The sequence below is a fragment of the Acidobacteriota bacterium genome (assembly GCA_016195325.1).
Taxonomy (GTDB): domain Bacteria; phylum Acidobacteriota; class Polarisedimenticolia; order JACPZX01; family JACPZX01; genus JACPZX01.
On record JACPZX010000122.1, the window covers coordinates 18,396 to 44,721 of the forward strand.

25 protein-coding genes are annotated in these 26,326 nt (G+C 68.9%); 10 read left to right on the forward strand and 15 right to left on the reverse strand.

From position 1 onward, the window contains the following. The first annotated feature begins 6 nt into the window (after positions 1–6). From HY049_20125 to HY049_20135, 3 genes are all read left to right on the forward strand, one after another. Positions 7–1,212 carry a 4-hydroxy-3-methylbut-2-enyl diphosphate reductase gene (locus tag HY049_20125; protein ID MBI3451208.1) on the forward strand — a complete coding sequence of 402 codons (1,206 nt, stop codon included), beginning with the start codon at positions 7–9 and terminating at the stop codon, positions 1,210–1,212. A gap of 66 nt (positions 1,213–1,278) precedes the next feature. Then, positions 1,279–2,424: a phenylacetate-CoA oxygenase subunit PaaI gene (locus HY049_20130; protein ID MBI3451209.1), complete on the forward strand. Its 1,146-nt coding sequence runs from the start codon at positions 1,279–1,281 to the stop codon at positions 2,422–2,424. Positions 2,425–2,530: 106 nt separating this feature from the next. Next, positions 2,531–3,109, forward strand: a complete 579-nt coding sequence (locus tag HY049_20135; protein ID MBI3451210.1) for an outer membrane beta-barrel protein — start codon at positions 2,531–2,533, stop codon at positions 3,107–3,109. A gap of 1 nt (position 3,110) precedes the next feature. Here HY049_20135 and HY049_20140 read toward each other — a convergent pair whose 3' ends face one another. Beyond that, a complete protein-coding gene (locus tag HY049_20140) occupies positions 3,111–4,481 on the reverse strand; it encodes an MmgE/PrpD family protein (protein MBI3451211.1) in 1,371 nt (456 codons plus the stop codon). Positions 4,482–4,581: 100 nt separating this feature from the next. Here HY049_20140 and HY049_20145 point away from each other — a divergent pair, with 100 nt between their 5' ends. Then, entirely contained in the window at positions 4,582–5,439 is an 858-nt protein-coding gene (locus HY049_20145) for a hypothetical protein (GenBank protein MBI3451212.1), read from the forward strand. Here the strand turns inward: HY049_20145 and HY049_20150 are convergent. The 10 genes from HY049_20150 to HY049_20195 form a co-directional block, all read right to left on the reverse strand. Then, positions 5,405–5,662 (reverse strand): hypothetical protein, encoded by a 258-nt coding sequence (locus HY049_20150; protein ID MBI3451213.1) that lies wholly within the window; start codon positions 5,660–5,662, stop codon positions 5,405–5,407. The genes HY049_20145 and HY049_20150 overlap by 35 nt on opposite strands. Then, on the reverse strand, positions 5,659–6,027 hold the full coding sequence (locus HY049_20155) for a hypothetical protein (protein ID MBI3451214.1): 369 nt from the start codon (positions 6,025–6,027) through the stop codon (positions 5,659–5,661). Before HY049_20155 ends, HY049_20150 begins: the two co-directional genes overlap by 4 nt. Next, positions 5,994–6,614, reverse strand: a complete 621-nt coding sequence (locus HY049_20160; protein ID MBI3451215.1) for a hypothetical protein — start codon at positions 6,612–6,614, stop codon at positions 5,994–5,996. The genes HY049_20155 and HY049_20160 overlap by 34 nt, the downstream gene beginning before the upstream one ends. Positions 6,615–6,724: 110 nt before the next feature. Then, positions 6,725–7,093, reverse strand: coding sequence for a (2Fe-2S) ferredoxin domain-containing protein (locus HY049_20165; protein MBI3451216.1), 369 nt, complete (start codon positions 7,091–7,093; stop codon positions 6,725–6,727). Beyond that, on the reverse strand, positions 7,090–8,166 hold the full coding sequence (locus tag HY049_20170; protein MBI3451217.1) for an NAD-dependent isocitrate dehydrogenase: 1,077 nt from the start codon (positions 8,164–8,166) through the stop codon (positions 7,090–7,092). The genes HY049_20165 and HY049_20170 overlap by 4 nt, the downstream gene beginning before the upstream one ends. Before the next feature lie 5 nt (positions 8,167–8,171). Further along, entirely contained in the window at positions 8,172–9,182 is a 1,011-nt protein-coding gene (locus HY049_20175) for an isocitrate dehydrogenase (NAD(+)) (GenBank protein MBI3451218.1), read from the reverse strand. A gap of 103 nt (positions 9,183–9,285) precedes the next feature. Beyond that, positions 9,286–9,912 (reverse strand): DUF1579 domain-containing protein, encoded by a 627-nt coding sequence (locus HY049_20180; GenBank protein ID MBI3451219.1) that lies wholly within the window; start codon positions 9,910–9,912, stop codon positions 9,286–9,288. Positions 9,913–9,972: 60 nt separating this feature from the next. Beyond that, positions 9,973–10,800 (reverse strand): prolyl oligopeptidase family serine peptidase, encoded by an 828-nt coding sequence (locus HY049_20185; protein ID MBI3451220.1) that lies wholly within the window; start codon positions 10,798–10,800, stop codon positions 9,973–9,975. Further along, positions 10,758–11,309 carry a hypothetical protein gene (locus HY049_20190; GenBank protein MBI3451221.1) on the reverse strand — a complete coding sequence of 184 codons (552 nt, stop codon included), beginning with the start codon at positions 11,307–11,309 and terminating at the stop codon, positions 10,758–10,760. Before HY049_20190 ends, HY049_20185 begins: the two co-directional genes overlap by 43 nt. Positions 11,310–11,373: 64 nt before the next feature. After that, positions 11,374–13,185 (reverse strand): AsmA family protein, encoded by a 1,812-nt coding sequence (locus tag HY049_20195; protein MBI3451222.1) that lies wholly within the window; start codon positions 13,183–13,185, stop codon positions 11,374–11,376. Between the two features lie 80 nt (positions 13,186–13,265). On the opposite strand from HY049_20195, the gene HY049_20200 reads away from it, so the two are divergent. Beyond that, on the forward strand, positions 13,266–16,115 hold the full coding sequence (locus tag HY049_20200; protein MBI3451223.1) for an MASE1 domain-containing protein: 2,850 nt from the start codon (positions 13,266–13,268) through the stop codon (positions 16,113–16,115). Here HY049_20200 and HY049_20205 read toward each other — a convergent pair. Further along, a complete protein-coding gene (locus HY049_20205) occupies positions 16,112–17,044 on the reverse strand; it encodes a patatin-like phospholipase family protein (protein MBI3451224.1) in 933 nt (310 codons plus the stop codon). The two genes, HY049_20200 and HY049_20205, sit on opposite strands and share 4 nt — an antisense overlap. Before the next feature lie 154 nt (positions 17,045–17,198). Here HY049_20205 and HY049_20210 point away from each other — a divergent pair, with 154 nt between their 5' ends. After that, positions 17,199–18,824: a hypothetical protein gene (locus tag HY049_20210; protein MBI3451225.1), complete on the forward strand. Its 1,626-nt coding sequence runs from the start codon at positions 17,199–17,201 to the stop codon at positions 18,822–18,824. 12 nt (positions 18,825–18,836) lie between these two features. Here HY049_20210 and HY049_20215 read toward each other — a convergent pair whose 3' ends face one another. From HY049_20215 to HY049_20225, 3 genes are read right to left on the reverse strand one after another with little or no spacing between them, the layout of a single operon-like run. Next, positions 18,837–20,147 (reverse strand): hypothetical protein, encoded by a 1,311-nt coding sequence (locus HY049_20215; protein ID MBI3451226.1) that lies wholly within the window; start codon positions 20,145–20,147, stop codon positions 18,837–18,839. Between the two features lie 7 nt (positions 20,148–20,154). Further along, positions 20,155–20,955 carry a c-type cytochrome gene (locus HY049_20220; protein ID MBI3451227.1) on the reverse strand — a complete coding sequence of 267 codons (801 nt, stop codon included), beginning with the start codon at positions 20,953–20,955 and terminating at the stop codon, positions 20,155–20,157. 19 nt (positions 20,956–20,974) lie between these two features. Beyond that, positions 20,975–21,337 carry a hypothetical protein gene (locus tag HY049_20225; GenBank protein ID MBI3451228.1) on the reverse strand — a complete coding sequence of 121 codons (363 nt, stop codon included), beginning with the start codon at positions 21,335–21,337 and terminating at the stop codon, positions 20,975–20,977. Positions 21,338–21,447: 110 nt separating this feature from the next. Between HY049_20225 and HY049_20230 the strand changes: the two genes are divergently transcribed. From HY049_20230 to HY049_20245, 4 genes are all read left to right on the forward strand, one after another. Then, the gene (locus HY049_20230; protein ID MBI3451229.1) at positions 21,448–22,152 is read left to right on the forward strand and encodes a TIGR04283 family arsenosugar biosynthesis glycosyltransferase; all 705 of its coding nucleotides are present in this window, start codon (positions 21,448–21,450) and stop codon (positions 22,150–22,152) included. Between the two features lie 31 nt (positions 22,153–22,183). After that, a complete protein-coding gene (tkt, locus tag HY049_20235; GenBank protein MBI3451230.1) occupies positions 22,184–24,241 on the forward strand; it encodes a transketolase in 2,058 nt (685 codons plus the stop codon). Then, on the forward strand, positions 24,238–24,708 hold the full coding sequence (gene rpiB / locus HY049_20240) for a ribose 5-phosphate isomerase B (GenBank protein MBI3451231.1): 471 nt from the start codon (positions 24,238–24,240) through the stop codon (positions 24,706–24,708). Before tkt ends, rpiB begins: the two co-directional genes overlap by 4 nt. 1 nt (position 24,709) lies before the next feature. Then, positions 24,710–26,326: bifunctional transaldolase/phosoglucose isomerase (locus tag HY049_20245; GenBank protein ID MBI3451232.1), on the forward strand; the 1,617-nt coding region annotated here is incomplete at its 3' end.

Sequence of the window (26,326 nt, forward strand, 5' to 3'; positions counted from 1 at the left end):
GACCACCTGCCCGAAAAGGCGTACTTCCAGAAGGGCTTCGGCCTCAAGACGGTCATCGAGGGATCGCTCCGCCGCGACTACCACAGCGGCGTCGTCGAGCGCATCCGCGAGTCGGGATTCCGGCTCACAACGCCCCAGATAGAGATCCGTCTCGCCGTCGAGTTCGGCTTCTGCTACGGCGTCGACCGGGCCGTCGAGTACGCCTACGAGACGATGGAGAAATTCCCCGATCGGCGCGTGACGCTCATCGGCGAGATCATCCACAACCCGCACGTGAACACCCGGCTCCGGGAGATGGGCATCGAGATCCTCTCCCCGGAGGAAGCCGCGAAGGACGGCGGCCGGTTCCATGGCGACGACGTCGTCATCATCCCGGCCTTCGGCGTCCCGTTCAGGATGTTCGAGCAGCTCCGCGCGACGGGGTGCGTCCTCGTCGACACGACGTGCGGCTCCGTCCTGAACGTGTGGAAGAACGTCGAGAAGTACGCGCGGGAGGGGTTCACCTCGGTCATCCACGGGAAGTACCAGCACGAGGAGACGCGGGCGACGTCGTCCCGCGCGACGCGCTACGAGGCGGGGCGCTACCTCGTGGTGAAAGACATGGACGAGGCCCGGTGGGTCTGCGCGTACATCCGGGGCGGCGGAGATCGCGGGGATTTCCTCGGACGGTTCGAATCCGCGGCCTCTCCCGGGTTCGACCCCGACACGCATCTGGGCCGGATCGGCGTCGCCAACCAGACGACGATGCTCTCGAGCGAGTCGCTCGCGATCGCCGACGCCCTCCGCGAGGCGATCGCCGACCGGCATGGCGCGGCGTCTCTCCCGGAGCGGTTCCGATCCTTCGACACGATCTGCTCGGCGACGCAGGACCGGCAGGACGCGATCCTCAAGATGACGAAGGAGCCGCTCGATCTCATGCTCGTCATCGGCGGATACAACTCGAGCAACACGAACCACCTGGTCGAGATCGCCGGGCAGTCGACGAGCGCCTACCACATCCAGAACGCCGAGTGCCTCCTCGACGCCGACCGCATCCGCCACAAGCCCTTCGGCGCCGACCAGGAGATCGAGTCCCGCGGCTGGCTCCCCGCCGGTCGATCCATCGTCGGCATCACCGCCGGCGCCTCCACCCCGAACAACAAGATCGGCGAGGTGGTCGAGAGGGTCCTGGCGCTCCGGGGCGTCACTCCCGAGGCGGCGGGCCTCGCCTGAAGGGGCGCCTGGCGAGGCCTCTCCGGCCCGTGTTAGAATTTTCCATTCCGCGCGACAGGAGGGGTGATGCAACCGAGAATCTCCACGTTCGACGATTGGGTCGACTACTTCAACGAGTGGCAGAGGGCGATCGGGCTCGACCCGCGCATCGGCGAAGGTTACGCGTTCGAGGCGAAGTACGGAGAGCTCGGCAGCCCCGACATCCTGTTCGGCGACTACAAGGGCCAGAAGCGCTGGGAGCGGATCACCGAGGTCCCCGACCAGCGCATCCGTGACGCCCTGCAGCACCTCATCGTGTACCAGGGGGACACCGAGTTCGCCTCCGTCGAGCAGCAGCGGAAGCTCGTCACCTCCGCGCCGTCGGAGTACGACCTCGGCTGCCTGACGCGCGTGATGCGCGAGGAGATGCGCCACGGGTTCCAGATGTGCCACGTCCTCGTGACGCAGTTCGGCCGATCCGGGCGCATCGACGCGCAGAAGCAGCTCGAGCGCCGTTCCTGGCAGAACACGCGCCTTCTCGGCTCCTTCAACGTGGACGTGGACGACTGGCTCGACTTCTACACCTACACCGAGTTCGTGGACCGCGACGGCAAGTTCCAGCTCAAGATGCTCACCTTCTCCGGCTTCGCCCCCCTCGCCCGCTCGATGGGACCGATGCTCCGCGAGGAGGCGTTCCACCTCGGCACGGGGCACAACGGGCTGAAGCGGGTCGTGAAGGCGGGCGTCGTCCCCATCGAGACTCTGCAGCGCTACTTCAACAAGTGGGTCCCGACGGCCTACGACCTGTTCGGCGTCGACAACTCGTCGTCGGCGCACTGGGCGTACGTGTGGGGCCTCAAGGGCCGCTTCGACGAGGACACCAACGGCGCCGAGGCCGACCGCGACACCCTCAACGACTACGCCCGGAACCTCTACAAGGAGGACGTCGACCGGCACATCGCCGCGCTCAACACGATGCTCCCCGCCGACGGGCCGAAGCTGACGGCGCCCGACATGAGGTTCAACCGCGCCATCGGCGAGCACGCGGGGGCGCGATACTCCGTGACCGGAGATCCGATCGATCCGGCGCGGTACGCGGCGTACCTGGCCTCCGTCACGCCGACGGCTCAGGACCGGCGGCTGCTCCAGTCGATCTTCGCGCGCCCCGACTGGGTCGCGCCGCCCATGGCGCACCACGCGCCGGCGGGCCACGGGGAGCCGGCGGCGGACTGAGACGGGCTTCGACCGTCCGTCCCCGGAGAGCTTGCCCGCGCCGGGGCCTCCGGATATCCTACGCGCCTTTGAACCCTGACCGACCATCGAAGCTGAGGAGTTCCTCATGAACCGTCGCGTGCTGGCGCTGCTCGTGTCCGTCCTCTTGCTCGCGGGCTCGTCTCTTTCAACCGCCGAGGCGGTGAAGAAGTGGTCGATCGACGTCGGCGTTCAGGGCTCCGAGATCAAGTTCGACAAGACGATCGGCATCGACAACGATTTCGCCACAGGGTTCCGGCTCGGCCTCGTCGTCCATCCGGCCCTTCAGATCGAGGGGACGTACGACACCGTCACCACGCGGAAGAGCGAGGCGGATCTCTCCCACTCGACCTACAAGCAGCAGTACACCGGGCTGCGCGTGATGGGCGTGCTCAAGGGCTCGGACGACGTGAAGGCGAACCCCTACATGATCGTCGGGGGCGGGAAGGCGACGACGACGTTCGACCCCGGCCGTCCCGGCTCGACCGTGAGGGACGACAACACGCTGTACGGTGACCTCGGCTTCGGCGTGCGCTACCAGGCGTGGAAGGGCCTCCACGTCAATGGCGAGTTCTTCGTGCGCCACCTGCGGACGCTCGGCACGAGCGGGACGGACGCGTTCTTCAGCGTCGGCGCCTCCTGGATCATCGGCTTCAGCAAGAAGTAACTCAGGCCGCGACCATCGCCTCCATCAGGCGGCCGAGGCTCCTCTCCTTCTCCAGCCCCATGATGATCGAGGCGATCTCCTGCGCCTTCCCCGCCGGCACCACGGGCTCGGCCAGGCTCATGAACTTCCCCTCGAGCTCGGCGGGGGTCAGGGGATTCCTGGGGTCCCCCTTCGGGTAGTCCAGTCGGCACTGGAAGGTCTTTCCCCCCTTCACGGCGATCGTCATGTCGCAGGTGTACAGGCGCGGGAAGTTCCTCTCGATCTCCTCGTCGCCGACCCCCTTCACCTTCTGGATCAGGTCGAGGAGCTTCGGGTCGGTGAAGCGCTTCTCGTCGAAGGAGTCGGGGGTGACCTTCCCGTCCATCAGCGCGACGCCGATGCAGTACGGCAGAGAGTGATCGGCCGTCTCGCGCGACGTCGGCCTGTACTTCGACGGATCGCAGAGGATGTCGACGGCGCGGCGGACCGTCCTGACGGTGATGGACTCGATCGACCCGGGGTCGATCCCGTGCTTGCTCCGCAGCTCGAGGGCCGCGGAGAGCGGCGTGTGGGTCAGCGCCTCGGTCGGGAAGAACTTCATCGAGCAGTCCTGGATCTTGAAGCTCTCGCCGAGCCCCGCGGTGAGCATCTCCGGCCGCCACGCCTTGCCAAGACAATGAAAGAGCCCCTCCTTCCCGTCGATGACGTGCTCGGGGCCGTGGAATCCCTTCTGCGCCCACAGGGCGGCGATCACCCCCTGCCACGTCGCGATGGGGTCGACGGTGTTCTTCATCATCGTGAGCTTGCCGGCCGTGACAGCGCCGAGCGTCAGCGTGTGAGACCCCGAGATCCCGATCGCGTGGACCATCTGATCCTCGGTGAGACCCAGGATCTTCCCCGCGACCACGGGCGAGACGAACCCCGTGAGGCTCGCGTGGTGCCACCCGCGCTCTCGGATCCCCGGCTCGGCCGCCTCGCAGAAGCGCATCTCGAGCTCGTGCCCGATGACGATGCCGAGGATCACGTCGCGCCCCCCGGCCCCCACCCTCTCCGCCATCGAAATCGCCGCGGGGAGGATGTCGCTCGGGTGCGACGGGTCGGCCTTCCAGTAGATGTCGTTGTAGTCGAGCGCGCGGACCACGAGCGCGTTGTAGAGGGTGGCCCACGTCGCGGGCACCTTCCTGCGCGTGCCGATCAGCGTCGCCTCGGCGCGCCCCCCCTCCTCCTCGATGAACTCGCGCATGATGCGCGCGTCGTGAGTCCTCACGCCCCCCAGGGCGCACCCCATCGAGTCGAGGAGGAAGCGCTTCGCCTCGTCGATCGCCCGCGGCGGAAGGTCTTCGTAGGAGAGGCGGACGGCGAATCGCGCGAGCTGTCGGCTCAACATGTCCATGAATGGCTCCGAGGAACCGGGCCTCAGCCCGGGAGGCGTCGAAAAAGACGGGCGCGATTATAGCAGCCGACTTCGGCCCTCCGGAGGTACGATGCGGCGGATGACGCCCCCCTCCCGAACGATCGCAGCCTCGCGCCTCGTCGTCTTCGACACCGAGACGACGGGGCTCTCGGCCGTGAACGACAGGGTCCTCGAGATCGCCGCCGTCTCGATCGAGAGGGGCGAGGAGACGGGGCGGTTCGAGTCGCTCGTCGACCCCGGCGTCCCCATCCCGCCTCAGATCTCGGCGATCCACGGGATCACCGACGAGATGGTCCGCGGCCGGCCGCCGTTCGGCGACGCCGCCCGGCGCTTCCTCGAGTTCACGGGAGACGACATCCTCGCGGCGCACAACGCCCCGTACGACGTCTCGATGATGCTCCTCCCCGCCCGCGCCGCCGGCCTCACCCCGCGCGGCAACCCGGTCCTCGACACCCACCGGCTCGCGCGACGCCTCCTGAAGGCGCCGCGTTACGCGCTGGGGCCGCTCGCGGCCTCGCTCGGGATCGAGATGCCGGTGGCCCACCGGGCGATGGCCGACGTCGTCGCATGCGCCGGGGTGCTGAAGGCCTGCCTCGCCGCCCTTGGCTCCGATGCGACGCTTGCCGACGCCGAGAAGGCGAGCGAGTCGCGCCTCGCCTTCGGCACCGCCCCGGACGGCACCCTGGCGCTCCCCGAGCGTCTCGCCGCTCTGGCCGCGAGCCTGGGCAGCGGCGCTCCCTTCGCCATCGTCTACCGCTCCGGGAGCAAGGGGGACGCACCCCGCCCCGTGACGCCGCTCTTCCTCCTCGAGATCGCAGGCGAGCTCAACCTCGCCGCCGAGTGCCACATCGATGGCAGCGTGAAGAACTTCGTCGTCGACCGGATCGCGTCGGCGCGGCCGGTCAGCTCTTCTTCCGGGCCGCGATCCGGGACCTGAGCTCGGCGTTCTCCTGCTTCAGGCGCTCGATCTCCCGGTCTTTCTCCGCGGCGACGGCGCTCATCTCGGCGTCGATGTCGTCGCGCGCCGCCGTGAGGCCCGCGCGCTCCTCCGCGTCCGCCGCCTGCGCGATGTAGGGGTCGGCCGCGGTCGAACCGACCCCGGAGCAGCCGGCGAGCGACGCGAGGAGCGCGGCGCCGGCTATCACCCTGAGTGCGCTCAATCGCCCTTCCCGTCGAGCTGACCTTTCAGCTTCCCGTTCTCGTCCTTGAGGGCGTCGATCGATTTGTCCTTCCCCTTGATGGTCTCGTCCCAGAACTTTCGCGTGCTGCGCTGGACGTCGTGCAGGAGCGGGGCCGAGACCTGCTTTCCCTTGTACCAGATCTTCTTCGCGATCCCCGCGATCGCGTGGCCTGCCTCGACGCTCTTCTCCCCCACCTTCTTCCCGAACGACTTGATCCCCGAGGTGACCTTGCCGTCCTCGGCGCGGACGGCAGGGGCGGCGCAGGCAAGGAGGAGGGAGAGGATGGCGAACGAGGCGAGGAGTCGGCGGATCAGATCGCGACGACCTCGCCGCAGGTGCGGCACGCGGCGTCGTCCTCCTGGATCTGCGCCCCGCACGCCTCGCAGCTGAGAAGGCCGTGGGCCTTGAGGATGTCGATCGCCCTTCCCTCGTCCTCCGCCGGGACCTCGACGGAGTAGGGCTCCATCTCGTCGCGGAACTCGGCGGGGAACTCGTCGAGGACGAGCGTCGAGATGCGCGCGCGGATCGCGCTCGACTCGAGCGCGGCGACGGCGGCGTGCGCGTCGGGCTCCTTCCGGTAGCGGGCCACGGCGGTCGGCACGAGGCCGGCGCTCGAGAGGACCTGGCGCGCCTTCGGCATGTCGACGGCGGCGACCGTGACGAGGTAGGCGGGCTCGTACTTCGAGACGTTCGTGGGGAAGGCCTCGCCGCGGCTCGTCGCCTCGGCGGCAATCCCCGCGTCGCTCAGGGCGCGGAGCGCGGCCTGGGACTCCTCGGGGGTGACGTACGTGCCGGCGACCATGGGGCCGGTCGTCTCGAGCTCGTCCGCGATGGGGCGGCCGGTCAGCGGGCCGCGCTGGATGTCGAACTCGTCGGTCTGCGCCGGGGTCAGGTAGGCGACGAGGGGGACGTCGCACTCGGTGCAACGCATGACCTCGTCCCGGAACTCCTCACGGCAGGTTGGGCACCACATGGCAGTGAGGCGATGCTAACACCGGCCCCGAACTGCGACAACCGCGGAGCGGGCGTCGTTCGAGGCGCTCACCCCTCTTTCGGGATCTCGAGGGGCTTAAGCTTCAACGGCCCCGACGGGAACTGCCTGAGGAGCAGCCGCTCGACGACCTCGCCGCCGACGACGTGGCGATCGATGATCTCGTTCACGTCCTCGAGCTTCACGCCGCCGTACCAGACGGCCTCGGGGTAGACGACCACCGTCACGCCGAAGGCGCAGACGTCGAGGCACCCCGACTTGTTGGCGCGCACGACGGTGCGGAGCCTGCGCTTCTTGAGCTCGGCCTTGAAGGCCGAGCGGATGGCGTCCGACCCCTTCGCCGAGCAGCACCCCTGGGGGTCGTCGGCCGGCCTCACGTTGGTGCAGACGAAGATGTGTCTCTGGTAGCGCGGCATCAGGGTCTCCCGGAAACGGCAAGCTTTGCGACGATTGCCGCGGCCATCTCGCTCGTCTTCGCCGTGCCGCCGAGGTCGGCGGTCACGGCCTTCCCTTCCACGAGCACCGCGCTCACGGACGACATGATGCGCGCCGCGGCCTCCCCTTCCCCGAGGTGATCGAGCATGTGGACCGCGGGGATGAGGAGCGACAGGGGGTTCGCGAGATCCTGCCCCTCGAGGTCGGGGGCGTTCCCGTGGATCGCCTCGAAGACGACGAGGCCGTCGCCGACGTTCACGCCGGGGACGGCGCCGAGCCCACCCACGAGGCCGGCGCACAGATCCGAGATGATGTCGCCGTAGAGGTTCCCCATCACCAACACGTCGAAGGCGTACGGGTTCAGGACGAGCTGCATGCAGGCGCTGTCGGCGATGACCTCGCGGTACGCCACCTGGGGGAACTCGCGCGCCACGTTGCGGCAGCAGCTCAGGAAGAGGCCGTCGGACATCTTCATGATGTTGGCCTTGTGCACGCAGGTGACCTGGCGGCGTCCGTGCTTCACCGCGTACTCGAAGGCGAAGCGGGCGATGCGCGTCGAGGCGGCCTCGGTGACGATCTTGAGGCTCTCGACGACCCCCGGCACCACCTCGTGCTCGATCCCCGAGTACATGTCCTCGGTGTTCTCGCGCACGACGACGAGATCGATCTTCTCGAAGCGCGCCCGGAGGCCCGCGATGTTCTTCACCGGCCGCACCGACGCGTAGAGGTTCAGGATTTTACGGAGCTGGACGTTCGGCGACTCGTAGCCGGTGCCGATGGGGGTGTTGATCCTCCCCTTCAGCGCGACCTTGTTCTTGCGAATCGAGTCGAGGAGCGCCGGCGGGAGGGCGGCTCCCGTCTTGGCCTGGGCCCTCTGGCCGGAGAGCTGCCGGTCCCATGCGAGCGAGACGCCCGTGGCCTGCACGATCTTGATGACCTGGTCGGCGACCTCGTCGCCGATGCCGTCCCCCGGGATGAGCGTGACGGTGTGCTTCTTGACGAGTGCCTGGGGCGCCCCGGGACCCGTGGCCGCCGCAACGGCCGAAGGCTTCGTGATCGGGTTCACGCCGCCTCCCTGACGCGCGACGCGATCGCCGCCGCCATCTCGCCGGTCGAGGACTTCCCGCCCAGATCGGCCGTCACCGACGTCCCCTCGGTGAGGACCGCCTCGACGGCGCGCCTCACGCGCGCGGCGGCCTTGTGCTCGCCGAGGTGCCGCAGCATGAGGCTGGCGGAGAGGATGAGCGCCGTGGGGTTCGCGAGCCCCTTCCCGGCGATATCGGGGGCCGAGCCGTGGACCGCCTCGAAGACCGCGTACCGATCGCCGATGTTCGCCCCCGGCACGACCCCGAGGCCCCCGACGAGCCCCGCGCACAGATCCGAGACGAGATCGCCGTAGAGGTTTTCCATCAGCAGCAGATCGAAGCGGCGGGGATCGAGGACGAGCTGCATGCACGCGTTGTCGATGAGGAGATCTTCCGTCTCGATGAAGGGGAAGTCCGACGCGACCTGGTTGGCGCACGACAGGAAGAGGCCGTCCGACAGCTTCATGATGCTCGCCTTGTGGACGATGGTGATCTTCCGGCGCCCCTCGTTCCGCGCGTAGTTGAAGGCGAAGCGCGCGATGCGCCGCGACGCCTTGTCGGTGATGATCTTGAGCGCCTCGACGACTCCCGGGACGACGGTGTGCTCGCGCCCCGAGTAGAGCCCCTCGGTGTTCTCCCGCACGATCACCACGTCGACGCTCTCGTACCGGGTCTTCACGCCGGGGAGGCTCGCGACCGGGCGCAGCGAGACGTAGAGGTCGAGGCTCTTCCGGAGCGAGACGTTGACGCTCGGGAAGCCGGTGCCGATGGGGGTGGTGATCGGCCCTTTCAGCGCGACGCGATTCTTTCGGATCGACTCGAGGACCGTTTCGGGAAGAGGGTTGCCGTGCTGCTCGAGGGCCGCCGCTCCCGCCACCGCGCGCTCCCAGACGATCGGGACGCCGGCCGCCTCGACGACGCTCACCGTCGCGTCGGTGACCTCGGGGCCGATGCCGTCTCCGGGGATGAGGGTGATCTTGTAGGCCAAGCGCTGCGCCTCGCGGGAACGCGTCGATTCGAGCGGGTGAAACGCCGATCAGGACGGGTGGAGTATAGGTCCGGGACCCCACCCGTCCAACCCGCGCGGCCCGCTACTTCCGGGTGTACGTGATCTCCATCTCCTTCACTTCCTTGTTCTCGTTGGTGCCGTACATCTCCCACACGATCGACTTGTCGTCGACGAACTTCGTCACTTCCCTGGTCGGCGACTGCTTCTTCGTGAGCGGGTCGGTGAACGTGCCGTGCAGCGTGAGGACCTTGCCGTCCTTGTCCATCTGCCCGGTGGCGTCCTGGATCATCGTCCCGAGCGAGTCGATCCAGGTGCTGACGTACTTCTTCTTCAGGTTGTCGTAGCCGAGGAAGCCCATTCCCTCGAAGGGCCCACCCATGAAGGTCCCCTTGAACGACTCACGAAGGAAGCGCCCGCCGAGAACGACGTCGTTCTCAGAGGTTCCCTCGGAAGTCTGGGGGTCGCCGGGGCCCATCCACATCTTGCACGCCGCCTTCCACGATCCCGCGAACTTCTTGAGGGCTTCGTGCTGGGCGCCCGGAGTGCCCATCTTCATCATCGCGTCCATCATCGCCTTCTCGTTGTCCGCGGCGCTCGGGGGGGTCGCGACCTTCTTCTCGGCGGCCAGGGTGGCGCCGGACAGCGTCATGCAGCAGCCGATGAGGCCGCACAGAATCACTCGACAAACGGTCCACGTGCATCGGTTCATACGAGGTCCTCCCAAGGGGGTTGGTGAAGGGCGCAACCTAGCGCGAAAGCAGATCGAATGTCAATGACCTGCGGAAGAAACCGGGGCACGGTGCTGGGCGAAGAGCCACGGGACGAAGTCGGGCTCGGTGTACGCGACGTTCCAGACGTCGTGGCCTCGGCCCGGGTACTCGGTGTACTTCGGATCGCCTCCCGCCTTCCTGAGCGCGGCGACCATCCGTCGTGACTCGGCCGGATCGACGACCTGGTCGTCCGAGCCGTGGAAGGCCCACACCGGCACCCGGCTCATCTCCGCCGCCTTCGCGGGGACGCCGCCGCCGCAGATCGGCGCGGCCGCCGCCACGAGGTCGGGGCGGTGCTCGGTGAGGACCCAGGTCCCGTACCCGCCCGACGACTGCCCCGTCACGTACACGCGCGACGCGTCGATGGGGAGATCCTTCTCGAGCGACTCGATCAGTTTCGAGACGAGGAGGATGTACCCGGTGAGCCCGGTCTCCTCCCACTCGTGAATCGCCTGGGGGGCGAGAACGAAGCACGGGTGGTCGGCCTGGATCTCCGGGAGGAGCCAGAGACCCGCACCGAGCGCGTTGCCGCCGCTGATCTGCGCGACGTTCTCGGTCCCGACGCCGTTCCCGCCGTGGAGGAAGACGACCAGCGGGTACTTCCTGCCGGCCGCTTCCGCCGGCTTGAAGAGCCTGTAGGGAAGCGCCGGACCGTTTCCGTCGACGTACGTGTGCGGCTCGTACAAGGCGCGGTTCGCGCGGATTCTGACGAGCGTTTCCTGGATCGCCGCCTCGCGCGTCGGGCCGAGGGCCGCCGTCAGCGCCGAGAGGACCAGCGCGCAGGCTAGGGCTTGCGCGCGTAGAGGCCGTCGAAGATCACCTGCCACGTCTTCCCTCCGTCGCCGGAACTCTCCCAGAGCTGCCTCACCGTCCTGTCGGCCTTGTTGTCGAAGAAGGTGAGCTTCGAGAGGGTGACCTTCCCGTCGGGCCCCTTCACCTCGGAGGCGAGGGCGAGGACGCCGTCATTGTATGCGCCCTGCAGCTCGGCCGGGTTCCCTCCGCTGTCGACCCAGATCTGCGTCCACTTTCCGGTGACGCGGTTGTAGAAGGTGAAGCTCTGGCCGGTCCCGCCGCGCGATCCCTTCCAGTGCTCGTGGATGACGCAGCCGTCCTCCTCCGCGGTGACGAGGTTCGTTCCGGCCTGCGCGCCGCCGCTCGTCACGTTCCAGTCGCCGATCCAGAAGTCGAACTGGCGGAACTCGCGGGCCGAGCAGTCCGGCCGGGCCGGACGCGGCGGGCTCGCCGTGGAGGCGCCGTCGGCCGCCGGCGCGGCGCCGAGCGAGGCGGCCCCGGCGAGCAGGCTCGCGAGAACGATGGAGGTGCCTCCGGATCTCATGTCGGGCCCTCCCTCAGGTCGAGATGCGCGTGGTTTGCGACCGTTGGACACGCGGCGGGGCCGATCAGTTCGGCTTTTTCTTCTTGAGGACGCGATCGAGGAGATCCTTCCCGTGCTTCTGGATCTGCTCCTTCCCCGCGGCCTTCGCGGCGCGGCTCAGCATCCGGGGGTCGACTCCCGCGGTGGGGGCCATGACCGTTCCGCCCAGCGTCATGTCGACCTCCAGCTTCCCCTTCTTGTTCTCGAGGTAGCGGAGGTTCGGGGTCTTCGCGACCATGTCGGCGCTGACGCTCTCGCTGAGCTTCGCCGAGACGGCGAGATCGAGCGAGAGGTCGAGGCCGATCTTCCCCGACGCGTTCATGTCGAGGTCGGGGGAGTCGAGGGCGAGGTCGTCGGTCCTGAGAACCCCGTTGGCCACGGTGAATGTTCCCGCCAGCGACGAGAAGGGGGTCTCGTCCTTGCCGATGCCGCCGCCCCCCGCCGCCTCGAGCGCCTTCGCCAGCATCTTGAGGGCGGCGATCGACGTCAGCTTGCCGTCGCGGAGAGCGAGCGATCCCTTCCCGCCGAGGTTGCGCCGCAGCCCCGGCGTGTCGAGGTCGCGCCCCTCGAGATCGAGCGAGCCGTCGAAGGTCCCGTAGACGAGCCCCTTGAGGCCGGGCGACAGATCCGAGGCGAAGGCGTTGAAATCCACCCCCTTCACGCTGGCGGCGAGGGTGAAGGGCGGGCCGCTCTCGGTGACGCGGGCCGACAGGTCGCCGGCGAGAGAGCCCTTGTAGAGATTGACCGAGACCCCCGACAGGCGCGCCTCCCCCCCTTCCATCGTGAGCCGCGCGCGCGCCGTGGAGAGGGCGGGATTCATCACCTTGATCCTGTCGACCGAGAGATCTCCTCTCACGGTGAGGTCCCTCAGGAGCGACGGCGCCGAGCTCGCCGAGCCCGCCTGGCGCCTCGCCGGGACGACGACCGCCACGTCGGCGGCGGTGCGGATCGCGGAGGTCGCGGCGGGGGCCGGCCCGGCTGCCGGGAAGAGGGACATCATCTCGTCGAGGTCGAGCGAGGGGGAGTTGAGCTTGACGTCCAGGATGGGGCGCTCGAACCGGCTCACGCTGCACGATCCCGAGACGCGGCTCCCGGCGAGCGAAGCGGAAAACTCGCCGATCTCCGCCCGGTCGGGGGCGACGGCGAGCCCCTTCCCCGTGAGGCGCGCGTCGGGCCCCGCCTCGAGCTTGAAGGAGAGATCGAAGGCGCCGATCGCGCCTTTCGAGATGTCGGTCACGTCGAGCTCGATCGCCTTCACCTTCGAGCCCGCGGCGCCGCCGCCGGTCTGTGAGACCGAGAGAGTCCCTTTCGTGAGGCGCAGATTGTGAACCGCGAAGTCGAATCCGCCTCCCGCGGCGCTCGTGCCCGCCGGCTTTCCCGGCGGCGCGCCGCCGGCCCCGCCCGTCGCCCCGCCGCCGCCCGATCCGCCGGGGGCCTTCTGCACTCCCTTCGTCAGCGAGGCGTAGTTCCACTCGCCGCGCGCGTCGCGCACCAGCCGCACGGCGGGCTCGTCGATGATCAGCGCCTCGACGACGAGGCGCCGCGTGAGGAGAGGCCAGAGCTGCACGCGCACGAGGAGCCGCTGCGCCTTGAGGAAGGGCTCCGAGCCGAATCGAGGGTCCTCGCCGATGGAAAAGCCGACCGCGGTCAGCTCCGCGGCGGGGAAGAACGTGAGGCGCATGGGGCCGATCGTGACCGCGCGCCCCGTGGCCCCCGCGATCGCCCCCTCGATGGACGGGCGGTAGCGCTCGACGTCGAGCAGGAAGGGAAGCGCCGCCGCGGCGACGACGAGGAGGGCGACGATCGCGCCCAGAACGATCAGCAGCTTGCGTTTCACTCGGCAAGTCTATCAGAGATCCGCACCTCCCCGGCCCGTGTTGCGCGGCTCCATGAATGGACGGCATACTGAGCGCGCCGATGGCACCTCGCGCTCTCGCTCGAACGCTTCTCCTCCCCGCGCTCGTGGCGGGTGCCTACTACGTCGCCGCCCGGTTTTCGCTCCTCCTCTCCCTCGAGGGGACGCTCGCCTCCCCTGTCTGGCCCCCGTCGGGAATTGCTCTCGCGATGATCGCGCTCTTCGGCCTTCGCGCCGCCCCCGGCATTTTCGCCGGCGCCTTCCTCGCCAACGCGCTGCCGATCATCGCCGCCGGGAGGATGGGAACGCCCGCGATCGCGCTGGCCGCCGGCGGCGTCGCCGCGGGGAACACGCTCGAGGCCGTCGCGGGGGGAATTCTTCTCGCCCGGTGGCTTCCCGATTGGCGGAAGCTCGACAGGATCGGGAGCGTCCTCTCCTTCTTCGCGGTGGCGCCACTCGCGTGCCTGATCGCCGCCGCGATCGGACCTCTCGTCCACTACGTCGCGGGGATCATCCCGCGAGAACTTCTCGGGACCGCGAGCCTCACGTGGTGGCTGGGCGACACGGTGGGGATGCTCGTGGTCACCCCGTTCGTCCTCGCGTGGTGGAGCGCGCGCGGCCAGACATGGAGCCGGCTGCGCGTGGCGGAAGGGACGGCTCTGGTCGTTCTCGCGGTCGCGGTGAGCCGGTTCGCGCTCGACGCGCCGAACGAGCTCACGCCCGCCGGACCGGCCCTCGAGTTCCTGGTCATCCCGTTCATGGTCTGGGCGGCGATCCGATTCGGAATCCTCGGCGCCGCGTCCGTCGTCGCCGCCATCGCGGGACTGGCGGTCTTGGAGACGGCGCGCGGCCAGGGGCTCTTCGCCGTGGACGGCTTGAACGCGTCCCTCCTGGGGCTCCAGGCGTACCTCGCGTTCGTGACGCTGACACTCCTGCTGATCGCGGCGCTCTCGGCCGAGAGGGAGCGCGAGCACCGCGACCGTGCGGCGCGGTCCCGGCAGCAGGCCGCACTCTCGCGCCTCGGCCGCTTCGCCCTCTCGGGGGCGAGCCTCGACCAGCTCGAGCATCTTGCCGACTCCATCGTTGCCGAGGAGGCGAGGGCGGGCGATCCCGCCGGGCGCAGCGCCGAGACGCACTTCGTCGAGGCGATCGACGACGTCGTGCAGGCGGCGCGCCGGCGCAAGGAGGCCGAGGAGGCCCTGCGCCACAAGACCGATCTCCTGCAGGTCCTCGCGAGCTCCATCTCGTCGTTCGTCGAGAAGCGGCGCTGGCTCGACGCCGCGAGCTGCCTCGTGTCCGGGGCCCAGGAGCTGACCGCAAGCGTCTGCGGCTTCTGGGGAGTCGTCGAGGAGTCGCACCTCCACATCCTCGCCCACAAGGACGCGAGTTCCGAGGTGGCGTTCGACACGCGGGTCGACCTTGCGTCGCTGCCGGAAGCGACGGGGGAGTCGATCGGCGGTGGAAGCGGCCTCCTCATCCTCCTCAGTCGAGTCATTCAGGGGGGCGAGGTCGTGGTCTGCAACGAGCCCATCCCGGGGCGCATTCCCGACGGACTGCCGTTCGGACAGGGCCCGATCGCGCGATTCCTCGGCGCGCCGATAAGGCAGGGGGGCGACGTCGTGGGGATGATCGCCGTCATCAACCGCGCGGGCGACTACCGGCCCGCCGATCGGACGACGATCGAGAGCCTCGCGAAGGCGGCGGCGATGCTCTACGACAGCTACCGCCGGGCGAGCCGCGAGAGCTCGCTCGAGGCGGCCCTCTCGCAGTCGCAGAAGATGGACGCGGTGGGCCGCCTCGCGGGGGGCGTCGCCCACGACTTCAACAACCTCCTCACCGTCATCATCGGCCACGCCGAGCACCTGATGGAGGAGTCCCGGGAGGACCCCGCGGCCTCCCGGAGCCTGAGGCAGATCACGCTGGCGGCGGAGCGGTCGGCGGGGCTCACGCGCCAGCTTCTGGCCTTCAGCCGCAAGCAGATCCTCCAGCCGAAAGCTCTGAGGCTGAACGACGTCGTGAGCGGGATCCTCGAGATGCTGCGACGCGTCATCGGCGAGGACGTGCACTGCGTCACGCGCCTCGATCCCTCGCTCCGATGGGTGAAGGCCGACCCGGGGCAGCTCGAGCAGGTGATCATGAACCTCGCGGTCAACTCCCGGGACGCGATGCCGGAGGGGGGGGAGATCTTCATCCGCACGGCAAACGTCCGTGTGGACGAGCGAGCCCCCGAAGCGTCGCAGGGCCTTCCCCCCGGCGAGTACGTGAAGCTCACCTTCAGCGACACGGGGTGCGGCATGGACGCCGAGACGCGCGCCCACATCTTCGAGCCCTTCTTCACGACGAAGGGGCCGGGGCGCGGCACCGGGCTCGGTCTCTCGACGGTGTACGGCGTCGTGAAGCAGAGCGGCGGCTACATCTACGCCGAGAGCGCGGTCTCGAAGGGCGCGACGTTCAGCATCTTCCTCCCGCCCGTCGCGCCCCCTCCGCTCGAGATCGGCGCCGCCGAGCCGGCCGTCGAGATCCGCGGGGCCGGCGACGAGACGGTGCTCCTCGTCGAGGACGAGGAGCTCGTGCGCTCACTGCTGAAGACGACCCTCGAGCGGCAGCAGTACAGGATCCTCGAGGCGGGGAGCGCCGAAGAGGCCCTCGCGATCTGCCGGCGCGAGTCGGGGCCGATCGATCTCGTCATCACCGACATCGTCATGCCGGGGATGAGCGGCTGGCAGCTCGTCGAGAAACTCCTCGAGGTCCGCCCCGGCGCGAACGTTCTCTACATGTCGGGGTACACCGAGCACTCGCTGCTCGGCGACGGCCGCACCCCCGCCGGCGCGCATTTCATCCACAAGCCGTTCGCCCCCGACTCGCTCTGCCGCGTCGTGCGGAAGATCCTCGACGGGGAGACCGCGGCCTAGAAGAAGGCCTTCGCGAGCCTCTTCCCGCGCGAGAAGCCGAGCCGCGTCTTCCACCGGCTCCGATCCAGGAGCGCCTTGATGTCGTCCGCGCGGGCGGCCGTGGCCCGCTCCCCCTCCGGCACCAGCGAGATCGCCTCCACGAAGTCGGCCCAGTGGACGTGATCGACGCGCGGATGGATGACGACGTCGGCGAGGCGCGCGTGAAAATTCCTCAGGGCGTCCGCCCGGATCGCGTTGGCCCGGATCATGATGTCGAGCCCTTTCTTCAGCTCCTTCGTGTCGTCGATCTCGCGCGAGATGTCCACGGCGATCACCATGTCGGCGCCGAGCCGGAAGGCCTCGATGACGGGGAGCTTGCTCACCCATCCTCCGTCGATGAGCGTCCGGCCCGAGACCTCGATCGGCGTCATCAGCCCGGGGATCGCGCTCGACGCGCAGATCGCCTGGCGCATCGATCCCGAGGAGAGCAGCACCCCCTCGCCCGTCTCGATGTCGGCCGCGACCGCGGCGAAGGGGATGCGGCAGTTCTCGATCTTCACGTCTTCGATGAGCGAGTAGATGTTGTGGAGGAAGTTCTCGCGCGAGATGAACGAGCTCCGCGTCATCGAGAACGAGTAGAAGATCCCGCGCTTGATCATGTCGCTGACCGAGTAGAGGAGGCTCGGCTCATCGCGGCGCGAGTCCTTGATGAACTCGAACTCGGTGCGGCGGAAGTCGCGGCTCCTCACGAAGCGGCCGAACCTCTCCTCGACCTTCGTCGCGTCGCCGAGGATGGCGAAGGCGCCGCCGACGAGCGAGCCGATGCTCGTGCCGACGATGAGGTCGATCGGGATCTGGCGCCTCTGCAGCTCCTTGAGGACCCCGATGTGGGCGAGGCCGCGCGCGGCGCCGCCGCCGAGAGCGAGCCCGACCTTGAACCCTTCCGCCATGAGGCGCCGTCTCCCGACCCCGCGAGCCCGTCTCGCGGCGGTGCGCCGGGTATATATATGTAGGGGCGACCGGACCGTCCACCCGGGAGGACGCACCTTCACGAGCCCCGGCGGGCTTGCTAGACTTCCCGGTGACATTTCGGGAGGGTCACGCATGACGCCTCGAACGATTGCCGCCGCGTTCCTGCTCGCTTCGACGCCCCTGCTCGCTGCCGACGCCTCCGCGCCCGGCGCCGTGCCGCTCTTCGACAACCTCGGCACGTGGCACCACGCCGTCACGACGAAGGCACCCCTCGCGCAGAAGTACTTCGATCAGGGGCTGCGCCTGATGTACGGGTTCAATCACGACGAGGCGAGGCGGGCCTTCGACGAGGCGGCGCGCCTCGATCCCGACTGCGCGATGGCGTTCTGGGGGTCGGCGCTGACGCTCGGCCCGAACTACAACATGGCGATGGATGCCGAATCCGTGAAGTCCGCGTACGCCTCGATGAGGAAAGCCGTCGACCTCGCGCCGAAGGCGACCCCCGCCGAGCGCGCGTACATCGGCGCCCTCTCGAAGCGCTACGCCGACGATCCGAACGCCGACCGCAAGGCCCTCGACGCCGCGTACGCGGACGCGATGCGAGGCGTCGCGAAGAGCTTCCCGAACGATTCCGACGCCCTCACGCTCTTCGCGGAATCGATGATGGACCTGAGGCCGTGGGATCTGTGGACGAAGGACGGGAGGATGCAGCCGGGGACCGGCGAGATCATCGCGAGCCTGGAGGCCGCGCTGAAGGTGGCTCCGGACAATCCCGGGGCGAACCACTACTACATGCACGCCGTCGAGATGTCGCCGAACCCCGAGAAGGGGCTGGAGGCGGCCCTGAGGCTCCCGAAGCTGGTCCCCGGGGCAGGCCATCTCGTCCACATGCCGGGGCACATCTACATGCGGATGGGGCGCTACGGCGACGCCGCGGCGGCGAACGTCCCGGCCATCGAGGCCGACCGCAAGTACATCGCGGCGGCGAACCCGCCGGGGATGTACCCGATGATGTACTACCCCCACAACATCCACTTCCTCTGGTCGGCCTCGATGATGGCCGGGCGCAGCGCCGACGCGCTGAAGGCGTCGAAGGAGCTCGAGGAGGCGGTGCCCCTCGAAGCCATGAAGGCGATGCCGATGCTCGAGTACTTCACGGGGACGACGCTCTTCACGCGCATGCGCTTCGGACGGTGGGACGAAGTCCTCGCTCTCCCGGCCCCGGCGCCCGAGCTGAAGTACGCGACGGCGATCTGGCACTACGCGCGCGGCGTCGCCTTCGCGGCAAAGGGGGACCGGGCCTCTGCGGTGAAGGAGCAGGCAGCTTTCGACGCGTCCGTCGCCGCCGTTCCTCCCGATTCTCAGCTCGTCAACAACTCCGCGGGGAATCTGATCAAGGTGGTGCGCCCGCTCCTCGCCGGGGAGATCGCGGCGCGAACCGGCGATCCCGGCGCGGCGATCGCCAGGCTGGAGGAGGCGGTCGCGGCCCAGGACGCCCTGACCTACGACGAGCCGCCGCCGTGGTTCTACCCGGTCCGCGAGACTCTGGGGGCGGCGCTGATCGCGGCTGGGAAATGGCCCGAGGCGGAGGCGGTCTACCGGAAGGATCTCGAGATCAATCCCGAGAGCGGCTGGTCGCTCCACGCCCTCGCGCTGTGCCTCGATCACCGCAAGGCCGCGGAGGCCGCGCCGGTGAAGGCGCGCTTCGAGAAGGCGTGGGCGACCGCGGACGTGAAGCTCGCCGGGGCGACGCCCTGAGGCTGTCGTGCTTCAGGGGCAAGGAGCCGTCGCATCGAGATTCGTGCGCGGCGTCGGGGTTGCGAAGTTGTCGCCAAATGTCCCCGCCCCACACGAATTCCTCCCCCGGATGAGGTAGTAGACACCGTCGCCGACGGCGGGGTCGGCTACGGGATCGACCAGCGACGCGGCCGCGAGTCCCGACGCCGCGCACGTGGCCGCGCTGAAGGACCTCGCCGACCGGAGATCGCTCAGGCTCCCCGAGACGATGTCGTGGACCGTCGCGGTCCCTGATGCCGGCGCGACGTTCGTCCAGCGGAGTGTCCGGACGGCACCGGCGACCTCGAAGGCGGCGTTCAGCACGTCGGGCGGAACGGAAAAAGCGCCGGCGTCGGTAGGCGCGCAGTCGGCGAACCAGCGTCTCGCGACGGCGTCGCCGAAGAAGAAGCCCTTCAGCATCGCGTCGACCTTGTCGACACCCGTCGTCGCCGGATGCGTCCCGTCGGATTGGAGGTCTGCGCACTGCCAGATCAGCCCGTCGCTTCTCGGCGCGAGGCCGTCGGCCCACAGGTACGGGCCCCAGGAGAGCCATGGCGCCGTGACGGGACCACGCGCCGGATCGAAGTTGAGAGCGCCCGAACCCGCGAGTTGGGATTCGATGAGCCACTTCGACGCGAACCCCGACTGGTAGGCGAAGGGCTCGGGGTTCAGGGTGGACGTCGCGTAGCCGGCGTAGATGCGGCTCGAGAGGTAGACCTGCCGCGTGTTCGGGTACCGCGACTTGAGGGTCTGGACGATGGTCTGCAGCTCCCCCTGGAGCTTCTGGGCATCCTGGGGGAACGGGAGAGTGGGGCTCGCGTCCGCTTCCTTCAGCCAGATCGCCTGCACCTGGAGCGGCGTGACGCCGGCCGCGGCGAGGCGCTGATCGACGGTGGTCCAGAATGTCGCGTTCTGGTTCGGATCGACGACGCGATCGGCGCTCCAACCCCCCTGCGCGCCGTCGACGATCTTCACGGCCGGATTCCGGTTCGGGTCCGAGGCCTCGAGCTGGACGAACTTCGAGAATTCCTGCGTCGTGTTCGACATGCCGATCGAGAGGAGCACGATGCGGCCGGCGGAGGACGTGAGCCCATTGGGATCGAGAAGGACCAGCCGCGCGAAGAGATCGGCGCTCACGTCGTGCGCGGCCGGTCGGGTGGAAGCGCCCCCCGGGTACAGGCCTCCCTGGAATCCGAGGTAGGAGCCTGCGCCGAGGTCGTTCAGCGGAATGAACCCGACCGAAGTCGCGGAGCAGTTCGACGCGGACGCGCGCGAGGCCCCCGCCGCCATCAGGGCCAGCGCCACAATGAGACTACTGAGTCGCCTCGGGTTTGCGGCCACGCACCCACTCCACGTACGCACGGATCTTCTCGCACTCGTCGTCCGAGAGTATACCGCGATAGGCGGGCATCTTCAGCACCTGTTCGTCGAGAAAATGCGCGGCGGCGGGGTTGTTGCGGAACCTCTTGATCTCCCCCTCCCTCACCCACTCGCGGAACTCGTCGGGGCTTCGCACCAGTTCAGCGTAATCCGACGAGTCCCACGCCGGGATGTATCCCTTGAGGGAGCCGGGATTCCTCACGAGGCCACGCCCCTCGGGGCCGTGGCAGCCGAAGCAGCCGTTCTCGACGGCGACCGTGCGGCCGGCGGCGGCCGCTCCGTCGGGCGGAGGGAAGGCCCCGGAGACGGTTTGGACGTAGGCGACGAGATCGTCGAGGTCCTGGGCAGCCGCGACTTTCCCGTACGCCGGCATCGACAGGAGCTGCGTCGTGCTCCGGTCGTGATCGGGGTGGTCGACGAGGCGCTTGGGCGCGCCGTTCACGATCCACTCGCGGATCTCGGACGGGCTCTCGTTGTACATCGCGTAGGTGCCGCCCACCCACGGCGGGACGTCGCCATCCCTCGACCCGGGGTTGGCGATCCCCCGCACCCCCTCGGGGCCGTGGCAGCCGAAGCAGCCGAGGCGGTCCGCGACGTCGCGCCCCCTCAGCGCCGCGGAGGCTCCGCGGGCGCGCGACGTGTCGCGCAGGCGCGCCACGGCGAGGAATCCCCCCTCGACGGCCGCGATCAGAAAGAAAAGGGCGGCCACCGAGGCCGCCCGGCTGGATCTCATCGTCACCGGATTCCCGCCCCTACTTCGAGGGCGTGACCTTCTCGATGTAGAAGACCTTCGCGCCGCCTCGCTCGTACCACGACCCCTCGACGGTGACCTTCTTCGCGACGTGCTCTATCAGGAGGGCGTTCGCCGTCTCGTCGTCCTTCGCGCTCGCCACCATGACGACCTTGCCGTCGTCGGTGAGGAGGGCGAGCGGAACGCCGCGCTTCGCGCACCCGCCGGCGCAGCCGGAGTGCTCGCTGCCGTGCGAACCGGACTTGACGTAGCAGGCCGAGTCGATGACCTCGCCGCTGACCGACGCCTTGTCGGCCGCCTTCAGCAGGCCGCCGCCGAGGCTAAGAGCCGCGACGAGGGCCGGGATCCACATGCTTCTTCTCATCTTTGAACCTCCGTGACCGGGTCGAGACCTCGCCGAGCTGGTCGACACCGAATGTGGGGAGGCTAGCACAGCCGCCGGGCGTGCTACGCTGTCCCCTCTTCGGAGTCGAGATGCCTCAGAGCCCGCCCATCTCGGTCATCGTCCCCACCCTGAACGAGCAGGGACTCATAGGCCGATGTCTCGAATCGCTCGCGCGCACTCTGCCGGGGGCGGAGATCCTCGTCGCCGACGGCGGAAGCCGAGATCGCACGCGGGAGATCGCCGGCCGATTCGAGGCGTCAGGGGTGAGGCTGCTGAGAGCGGCGCCCGGGCGCGGGCCGCAGATGAACGCGGGGGCCGCCGCCGCGACGGGAAGCATCCTGCTCTTCCTGCACGCCGACGTGACGCTACCGGAGGCGGCCGGGCGGTGGATCGACGAAGCGCTCGGGGATCCGGGGGTCGTCGCGGGGGCCTTTCGCACGCACACCGTCGCGGAATCGCTCCCGGCCGCGCTGCGCCCGATCCTGAGGCTCGCGGACGTTCGCAGCCGCTGGTCGGGGCTCCCGTACGGCGATCAGGCCCTCTTCGTGCGCGCGGAGGTCTTCCGCCGCGCCGGCGGGTTCGCCGGGATCCCGCTGATGGAAGATCTCGATCTGTCGCGGCGTCTGCGCCGGCATGGAAAGATCCGGACCGTCCCCGCGGAGGTGACGGTCTCGGCGCGGCGTTTCGTCGCGAGACCGGTCAGCTCCGCCGTCACGATGAGCCTCTTCCCGATCCTGTTCCGGATGGGGGTCTCGCCGTGGTGGCTGGCCCGGATGTACGGCAACCCGAGATGAACGACGAGTGGACCCGATGGAGGGAGCGCGCATGACCGCAGTCGCGGCGACCGAAAGGCTGGACGAGCTGTGCATCAACACCATCCGCACGCTGGCGATGGACGCCGTTCAGAAGGCCAACTCGGGGCACCCGGGAACGCCCATGGGGATGGCGCCCGTGGCGCACCTCCTCTACGACCGGTTCCTCAAGTTCAACCCCGCGGATCCGAAGTGGCTCAACCGCGATCGCTTCGTCCTCTCGTGCGGCCACGCGTCGATGCTCCTGTACGGCGCGCTGCACATCAACGGCTTCGACCTTCCCCTCGAAGAGCTGATGAAGTTCCGCCAGCTCCACAGCAAGTGCCCCGGCCACCCGGAGTACACGCCGGATGATCGCCTCACCCCCGGAATCGAGACGACGACCGGCCCCCTGGGGCAGGGGTTCGCGAACGCGGTCGGCATGGCGATCGGGAAACGGTGGCTCGCGGCGACGTACAACCGCCCCGGCCACGAGATCATCGACTACCACGTCGTCACCCTCGCCGGCGACGGGTGCATGATGGAGGGGGTGACGAGCGAGGCGGCCTCCCTCGCGGCCCACCTCGGCCTCAAAGAGCTCGTCTGCTTCTACGACAGCAACCGCATCACGATCGAGGGGAAGACCGACCTCGCCTTCACCGAGGACGTCGCCGCCCGCTTCGCCGCGTACGGCTGGAACGTGCAGCGCGTCGCCGACGCGAACGCCATCGACCAGGTCGCGCGCGCCCTCACCTCTGCGATCGCCGAGAAGGAGCGCCCGTCGCTGATCGTCGTCGAGAGCCACATCGCGTGGGGGGCTCCGACGAAGCAGGACACCGCCGCCGCGCACGGCGAGCCCCTGGGTGAGGACGAGATCCGCGCCGCCAAGACGAAGTACGGCTGGGATCCCGACAAGCACTTCTTCGTCCCTCCCGAGGTCCTCGCGCGCGCGACGGCGATGAGGAAGCGCGGCGCGGAGCAGCAGAACGCGTGGCGGGCCCGGTTCGAGGCGTACCGGAAGGAGTTCCCGGCGCAGGCGAAGGAGCTCGAGATGATCCACCGCGGCGCCCTGCCGGAAGGGTGGGACGCCGACATCCCGACCTTCCCGGCCGACGAGAAGGGGATGGCCGGGCGCGACGCGAGCGGGAAGGTCGAGAACGCCATCGCGAAGCGCGTCCCGTGGCTCCTTGGCGGAGCCGCCGATCTCGCCCCCTCGACGAAGACGCGCCTCACCGTCGAAGGGGCCGGCGACTTCCAGAAGGGGAACCCCTCGGGGCGGAACTTCCACTTCGGCGTGAGAGAGCACGCCATGGGGTCGATCGTGAACGGCATGGCCCTCAGCGGGCTCCGCGCCTTCGGATCGGGGTTTCTCATCTTCTCCGACTACGGCCGCCCGCCGCTGCGCCTCGCGTCGCTCATGGAGCTGCCGGCGATGTACGTCTTCACGCACGACTCCCTCGGCGTGGGGGAGGACGGCCCGACGCACCAGCCGATCGAGCACCTCGCGTCGCTCCGCGCGATCCCGCACCTGACGGTGCTGAGGCCCGCCGACGCGAACGAAGTGGCGGAGTGCTGGCGCGTGATGATGGAGATCGAGAGGTACACCGGGGAGCGCGGGCCGGTCGCGCTGATCGTCAGCCGCCAGGCTCTCCCCGTCATGGATCGCGCGAAGTTCGCGCCGGCCGACGGGGTGAGGAAGGGGGCGTACGTCCTCGCGGACTCCCCCGGAGGGTCCCCCGACGTCATCCTGATGGCGACGGGCTCCGAGGTGCAGTGGTGCGTCGCGGCGCAGCAGAAGCTCGCGGCCGAGGGGATGAGGTCGCGCGTCGTGTCGATGCCGTCGTTCGAGATCTTCGAGCACCAGGCCCAGGAGTACCGCGATTCGGTCCTCCCCCCGTCGTGCCGCGCCCGCGTCGCCGTCGAGATGGCCTCGAGCTTCTCCTGGCACCGCTACGTCGGGCTCGACGGCAGGATCGTCGCGCGGGACGGCTTCGGCGCGTCGGCCCCCCTCAAGGATCTTCTCAAGGAGTTCGGGTTCACGGTGGAGAAGGTCGTCGCCGCGGCGAAGGCCGTCGCCCCGAAGGGGAGATGACGCCGATGCGCATCGCCGTCGCGGCCGATCACGCCGGCTACCCACTCAAGGCGATCGTCATCGCGGATCTCGAGGCCGCCGGGCACGACGTGCGCGATCTCGGAACGCACGACCCGGCGAAGCCCGACGACTACCCCGACTTCGCGGAGAGCGTCTGCGGCGCGCTCAGGAAGAAGGAGGCCGACCGCGGCATCGTCATCTGCGGGAGCGGCGTCGGCGTCACGGTCGCCGCGAACAAGTTCCCGGGGGTGCGCGCCGGCCTCTGCCACGACACCTACTCGGCCCACCAGGGGGTGGAGCACGACGACATGAACGTTCTGTGCCTCGGCGCGCGCATCATCGGCCAGGAGGTCGCCCGCGAAATCGTTGGCGCCTTCTCCCGCGCGCGCTACACCGGCGAGGAGCGCCACGCCCGCCGCCTCCGAAAGGTCCTCGACATCGAAGCGAGATACATGAAGGGAGACTGACATGCCTTCGCCCAAGCCGACCAACCCTCTCCTCGGCGTCCTCGCCCTGGGGCAGAGCCTCTGGTACGACAACATCCGGCGCACGCTCATCACGTCCGGAGAGCTGCAGGGGCTCATCGACAACGACGGCCTCCGGGGCGTCACGTCGAACCCCTCGATCTTCGAGAAGGCGATCGCCGGATCGAGCGACTACAACGACCTCCTCCTCGCGATGGAGAAGGAGAAGGACCGCGACGCGAAGTCGATCTACGAGACGCTCGCGATCCGCGACATCCAGGACGCGGCCGGCGTGATGTTCCCCGTCTACGAGAGGACGAACCGGCGCGACGGGTACATCAGCCTCGAGGTCTCCCCCTACCTGGCGAACGACACGGCAGGGACCCTCGAGGAGGCGCGGCGTCTCTGGAAGGCGGTCTCGAAGGCCAACGTCATGATCAAGGTCCCGGCGACGCCGGCCGGCGTCCCCGCGATCAAGACGCTGATCGGCGAGGGGATCAACGTGAACGTCACCCTCCTCTTCAGCATGGCGGCGTACGAGACGGTCGCCGAGGCGTACATCTCCGGAATCGAGGCGCTCATCTCCCGGGGAGGAGACCCCCGGGGCGTCGCGAGCGTGGCGTCTTTCTTCATCAGCCGGATCGACTCCGCCATCGACGCCCTCCTCACCGCGAAGCTGAAGGCGACGACCGCGAAGGACGCGCGCGATCGCATCTCCGGCCTCCTCGGGAAGGCGGCGATCGCCAACGCGAGGCTCACGTACCGCCGCTACCAGGAGCTCGTCGCCGGCGATCGCTGGACGAAGCTCGCGGCGAAGGGGGCGCAGACGCAGCGCCTTCTCTGGGCGAGCACGAGCACCAAGAACCCGAACTACCGCGACGTCGTGTACGTCGAGGAGCTCATCGGCCGGGACACCGTCGACACGGTCCCGTCGGCGACCTTCGACGCCTTCCGCGATCACGGCGTGCCCCGAGCGAGCCTCGCGGAGGGGCTCGACGAGGCGCGCCGGGTGATGGAGGCGCTTCCCTCGGCCGGCGTCTCCATGAAAGACGTCACTGACAGGCTCCTGACGGAAGGGGTCACCCTCTTCGCCGACGCCTTCGACAAGCTCCTCGGGGCCGTCGAGAAGAAGCGCAAGGAGTACCTCGGCACGTGGCTCAACCGACAGACCCGGAGCCTCCCGGCCGATCTCGAGAGCGCCGTCGCCGCCTCCCTCGAGGCGTGGCGCGCCGAGAGCAAGGTGAGGCGCCTCTGGGCGCTCGACGCCTCCCTCTGGTCCGGGGAGGACGAGTCGAAGTGGCTCGGCTGGCTCGGAGTCACGGACGACCAGGTCGCCCACATCGGCCATCTCAAGGCGATTGCCGAAGAGGTCAGGAAGGAGGGGTTCACGACCGCCCTTCTCCTCGGGATGGGGGGATCGAGCCTCTGCCCCGAGGTGATGAAGCTGACCTTCGGAAAGCAGAAGGGGTTTCCCGAGCTGCACGTGCTCGATTCCACCGACCCGGCGCAGGTGATGACCTTCGAGAAAAAGATTGACCTCGCAAAGACGATCTTCATCGTTTCGTCCAAGTCGGGGGGCACGCTCGAGCCGAACATCTTCAAGCAGTACTTCTTCGAGCGG

Excerpts from the sequence above, each read along its gene's own strand:
- HY049_20135 (MBI3451210.1), top strand. The coding sequence starts at position 2,531 with ATGAACCGTCGCGTGCTGGCGCTGCTCGTGTCCGTCCTCTTGCTCGCG.
- HY049_20210 (MBI3451225.1), top strand. The coding sequence starts at position 17,199 with ATGACGCCTCGAACGATTGCCGCCGCGTTCCTGCTCGCTTCGACGCCC.
- HY049_20160 (MBI3451215.1), bottom strand. The coding sequence starts at position 6,614 with ATGCGTTGCACCGAGTGCGACGTCCCCCTCGTCGCCTACCTGACCCCG.
- tkt (MBI3451230.1), top strand. The coding sequence starts at position 22,184 with ATGACCGCAGTCGCGGCGACCGAAAGGCTGGACGAGCTGTGCATCAAC.
- HY049_20205 (MBI3451224.1), bottom strand. The coding sequence starts at position 17,044 with ATGGCGGAAGGGTTCAAGGTCGGGCTCGCTCTCGGCGGCGGCGCCGCG.
- HY049_20180 (MBI3451219.1), bottom strand. The coding sequence starts at position 9,912 with ATGAACCGATGCACGTGGACCGTTTGTCGAGTGATTCTGTGCGGCCTC.
- HY049_20200 (MBI3451223.1), top strand. The coding sequence starts at position 13,266 with ATGGCACCTCGCGCTCTCGCTCGAACGCTTCTCCTCCCCGCGCTCGTG.
- HY049_20225 (MBI3451228.1), bottom strand. The coding sequence starts at position 21,337 with ATGAGAAGAAGCATGTGGATCCCGGCCCTCGTCGCGGCTCTTAGCCTC.
- HY049_20140 (MBI3451211.1), bottom strand. The coding sequence starts at position 4,481 with ATGGACATGTTGAGCCGACAGCTCGCGCGATTCGCCGTCCGCCTCTCC.
- HY049_20190 (MBI3451221.1), bottom strand. The coding sequence starts at position 11,309 with ATGAGATCCGGAGGCACCTCCATCGTTCTCGCGAGCCTGCTCGCCGGG.
- HY049_20145 (MBI3451212.1), top strand. The coding sequence starts at position 4,582 with ATGACGCCCCCCTCCCGAACGATCGCAGCCTCGCGCCTCGTCGTCTTC.
- HY049_20220 (MBI3451227.1), bottom strand. The coding sequence starts at position 20,955 with ATGAGATCCAGCCGGGCGGCCTCGGTGGCCGCCCTTTTCTTTCTGATC.
- rpiB (MBI3451231.1), top strand. The coding sequence starts at position 24,238 with ATGACGCCGATGCGCATCGCCGTCGCGGCCGATCACGCCGGCTACCCA.
- HY049_20230 (MBI3451229.1), top strand. The coding sequence starts at position 21,448 with ATGCCTCAGAGCCCGCCCATCTCGGTCATCGTCCCCACCCTGAACGAG.
- HY049_20130 (MBI3451209.1), top strand. The coding sequence starts at position 1,279 with ATGCAACCGAGAATCTCCACGTTCGACGATTGGGTCGACTACTTCAAC.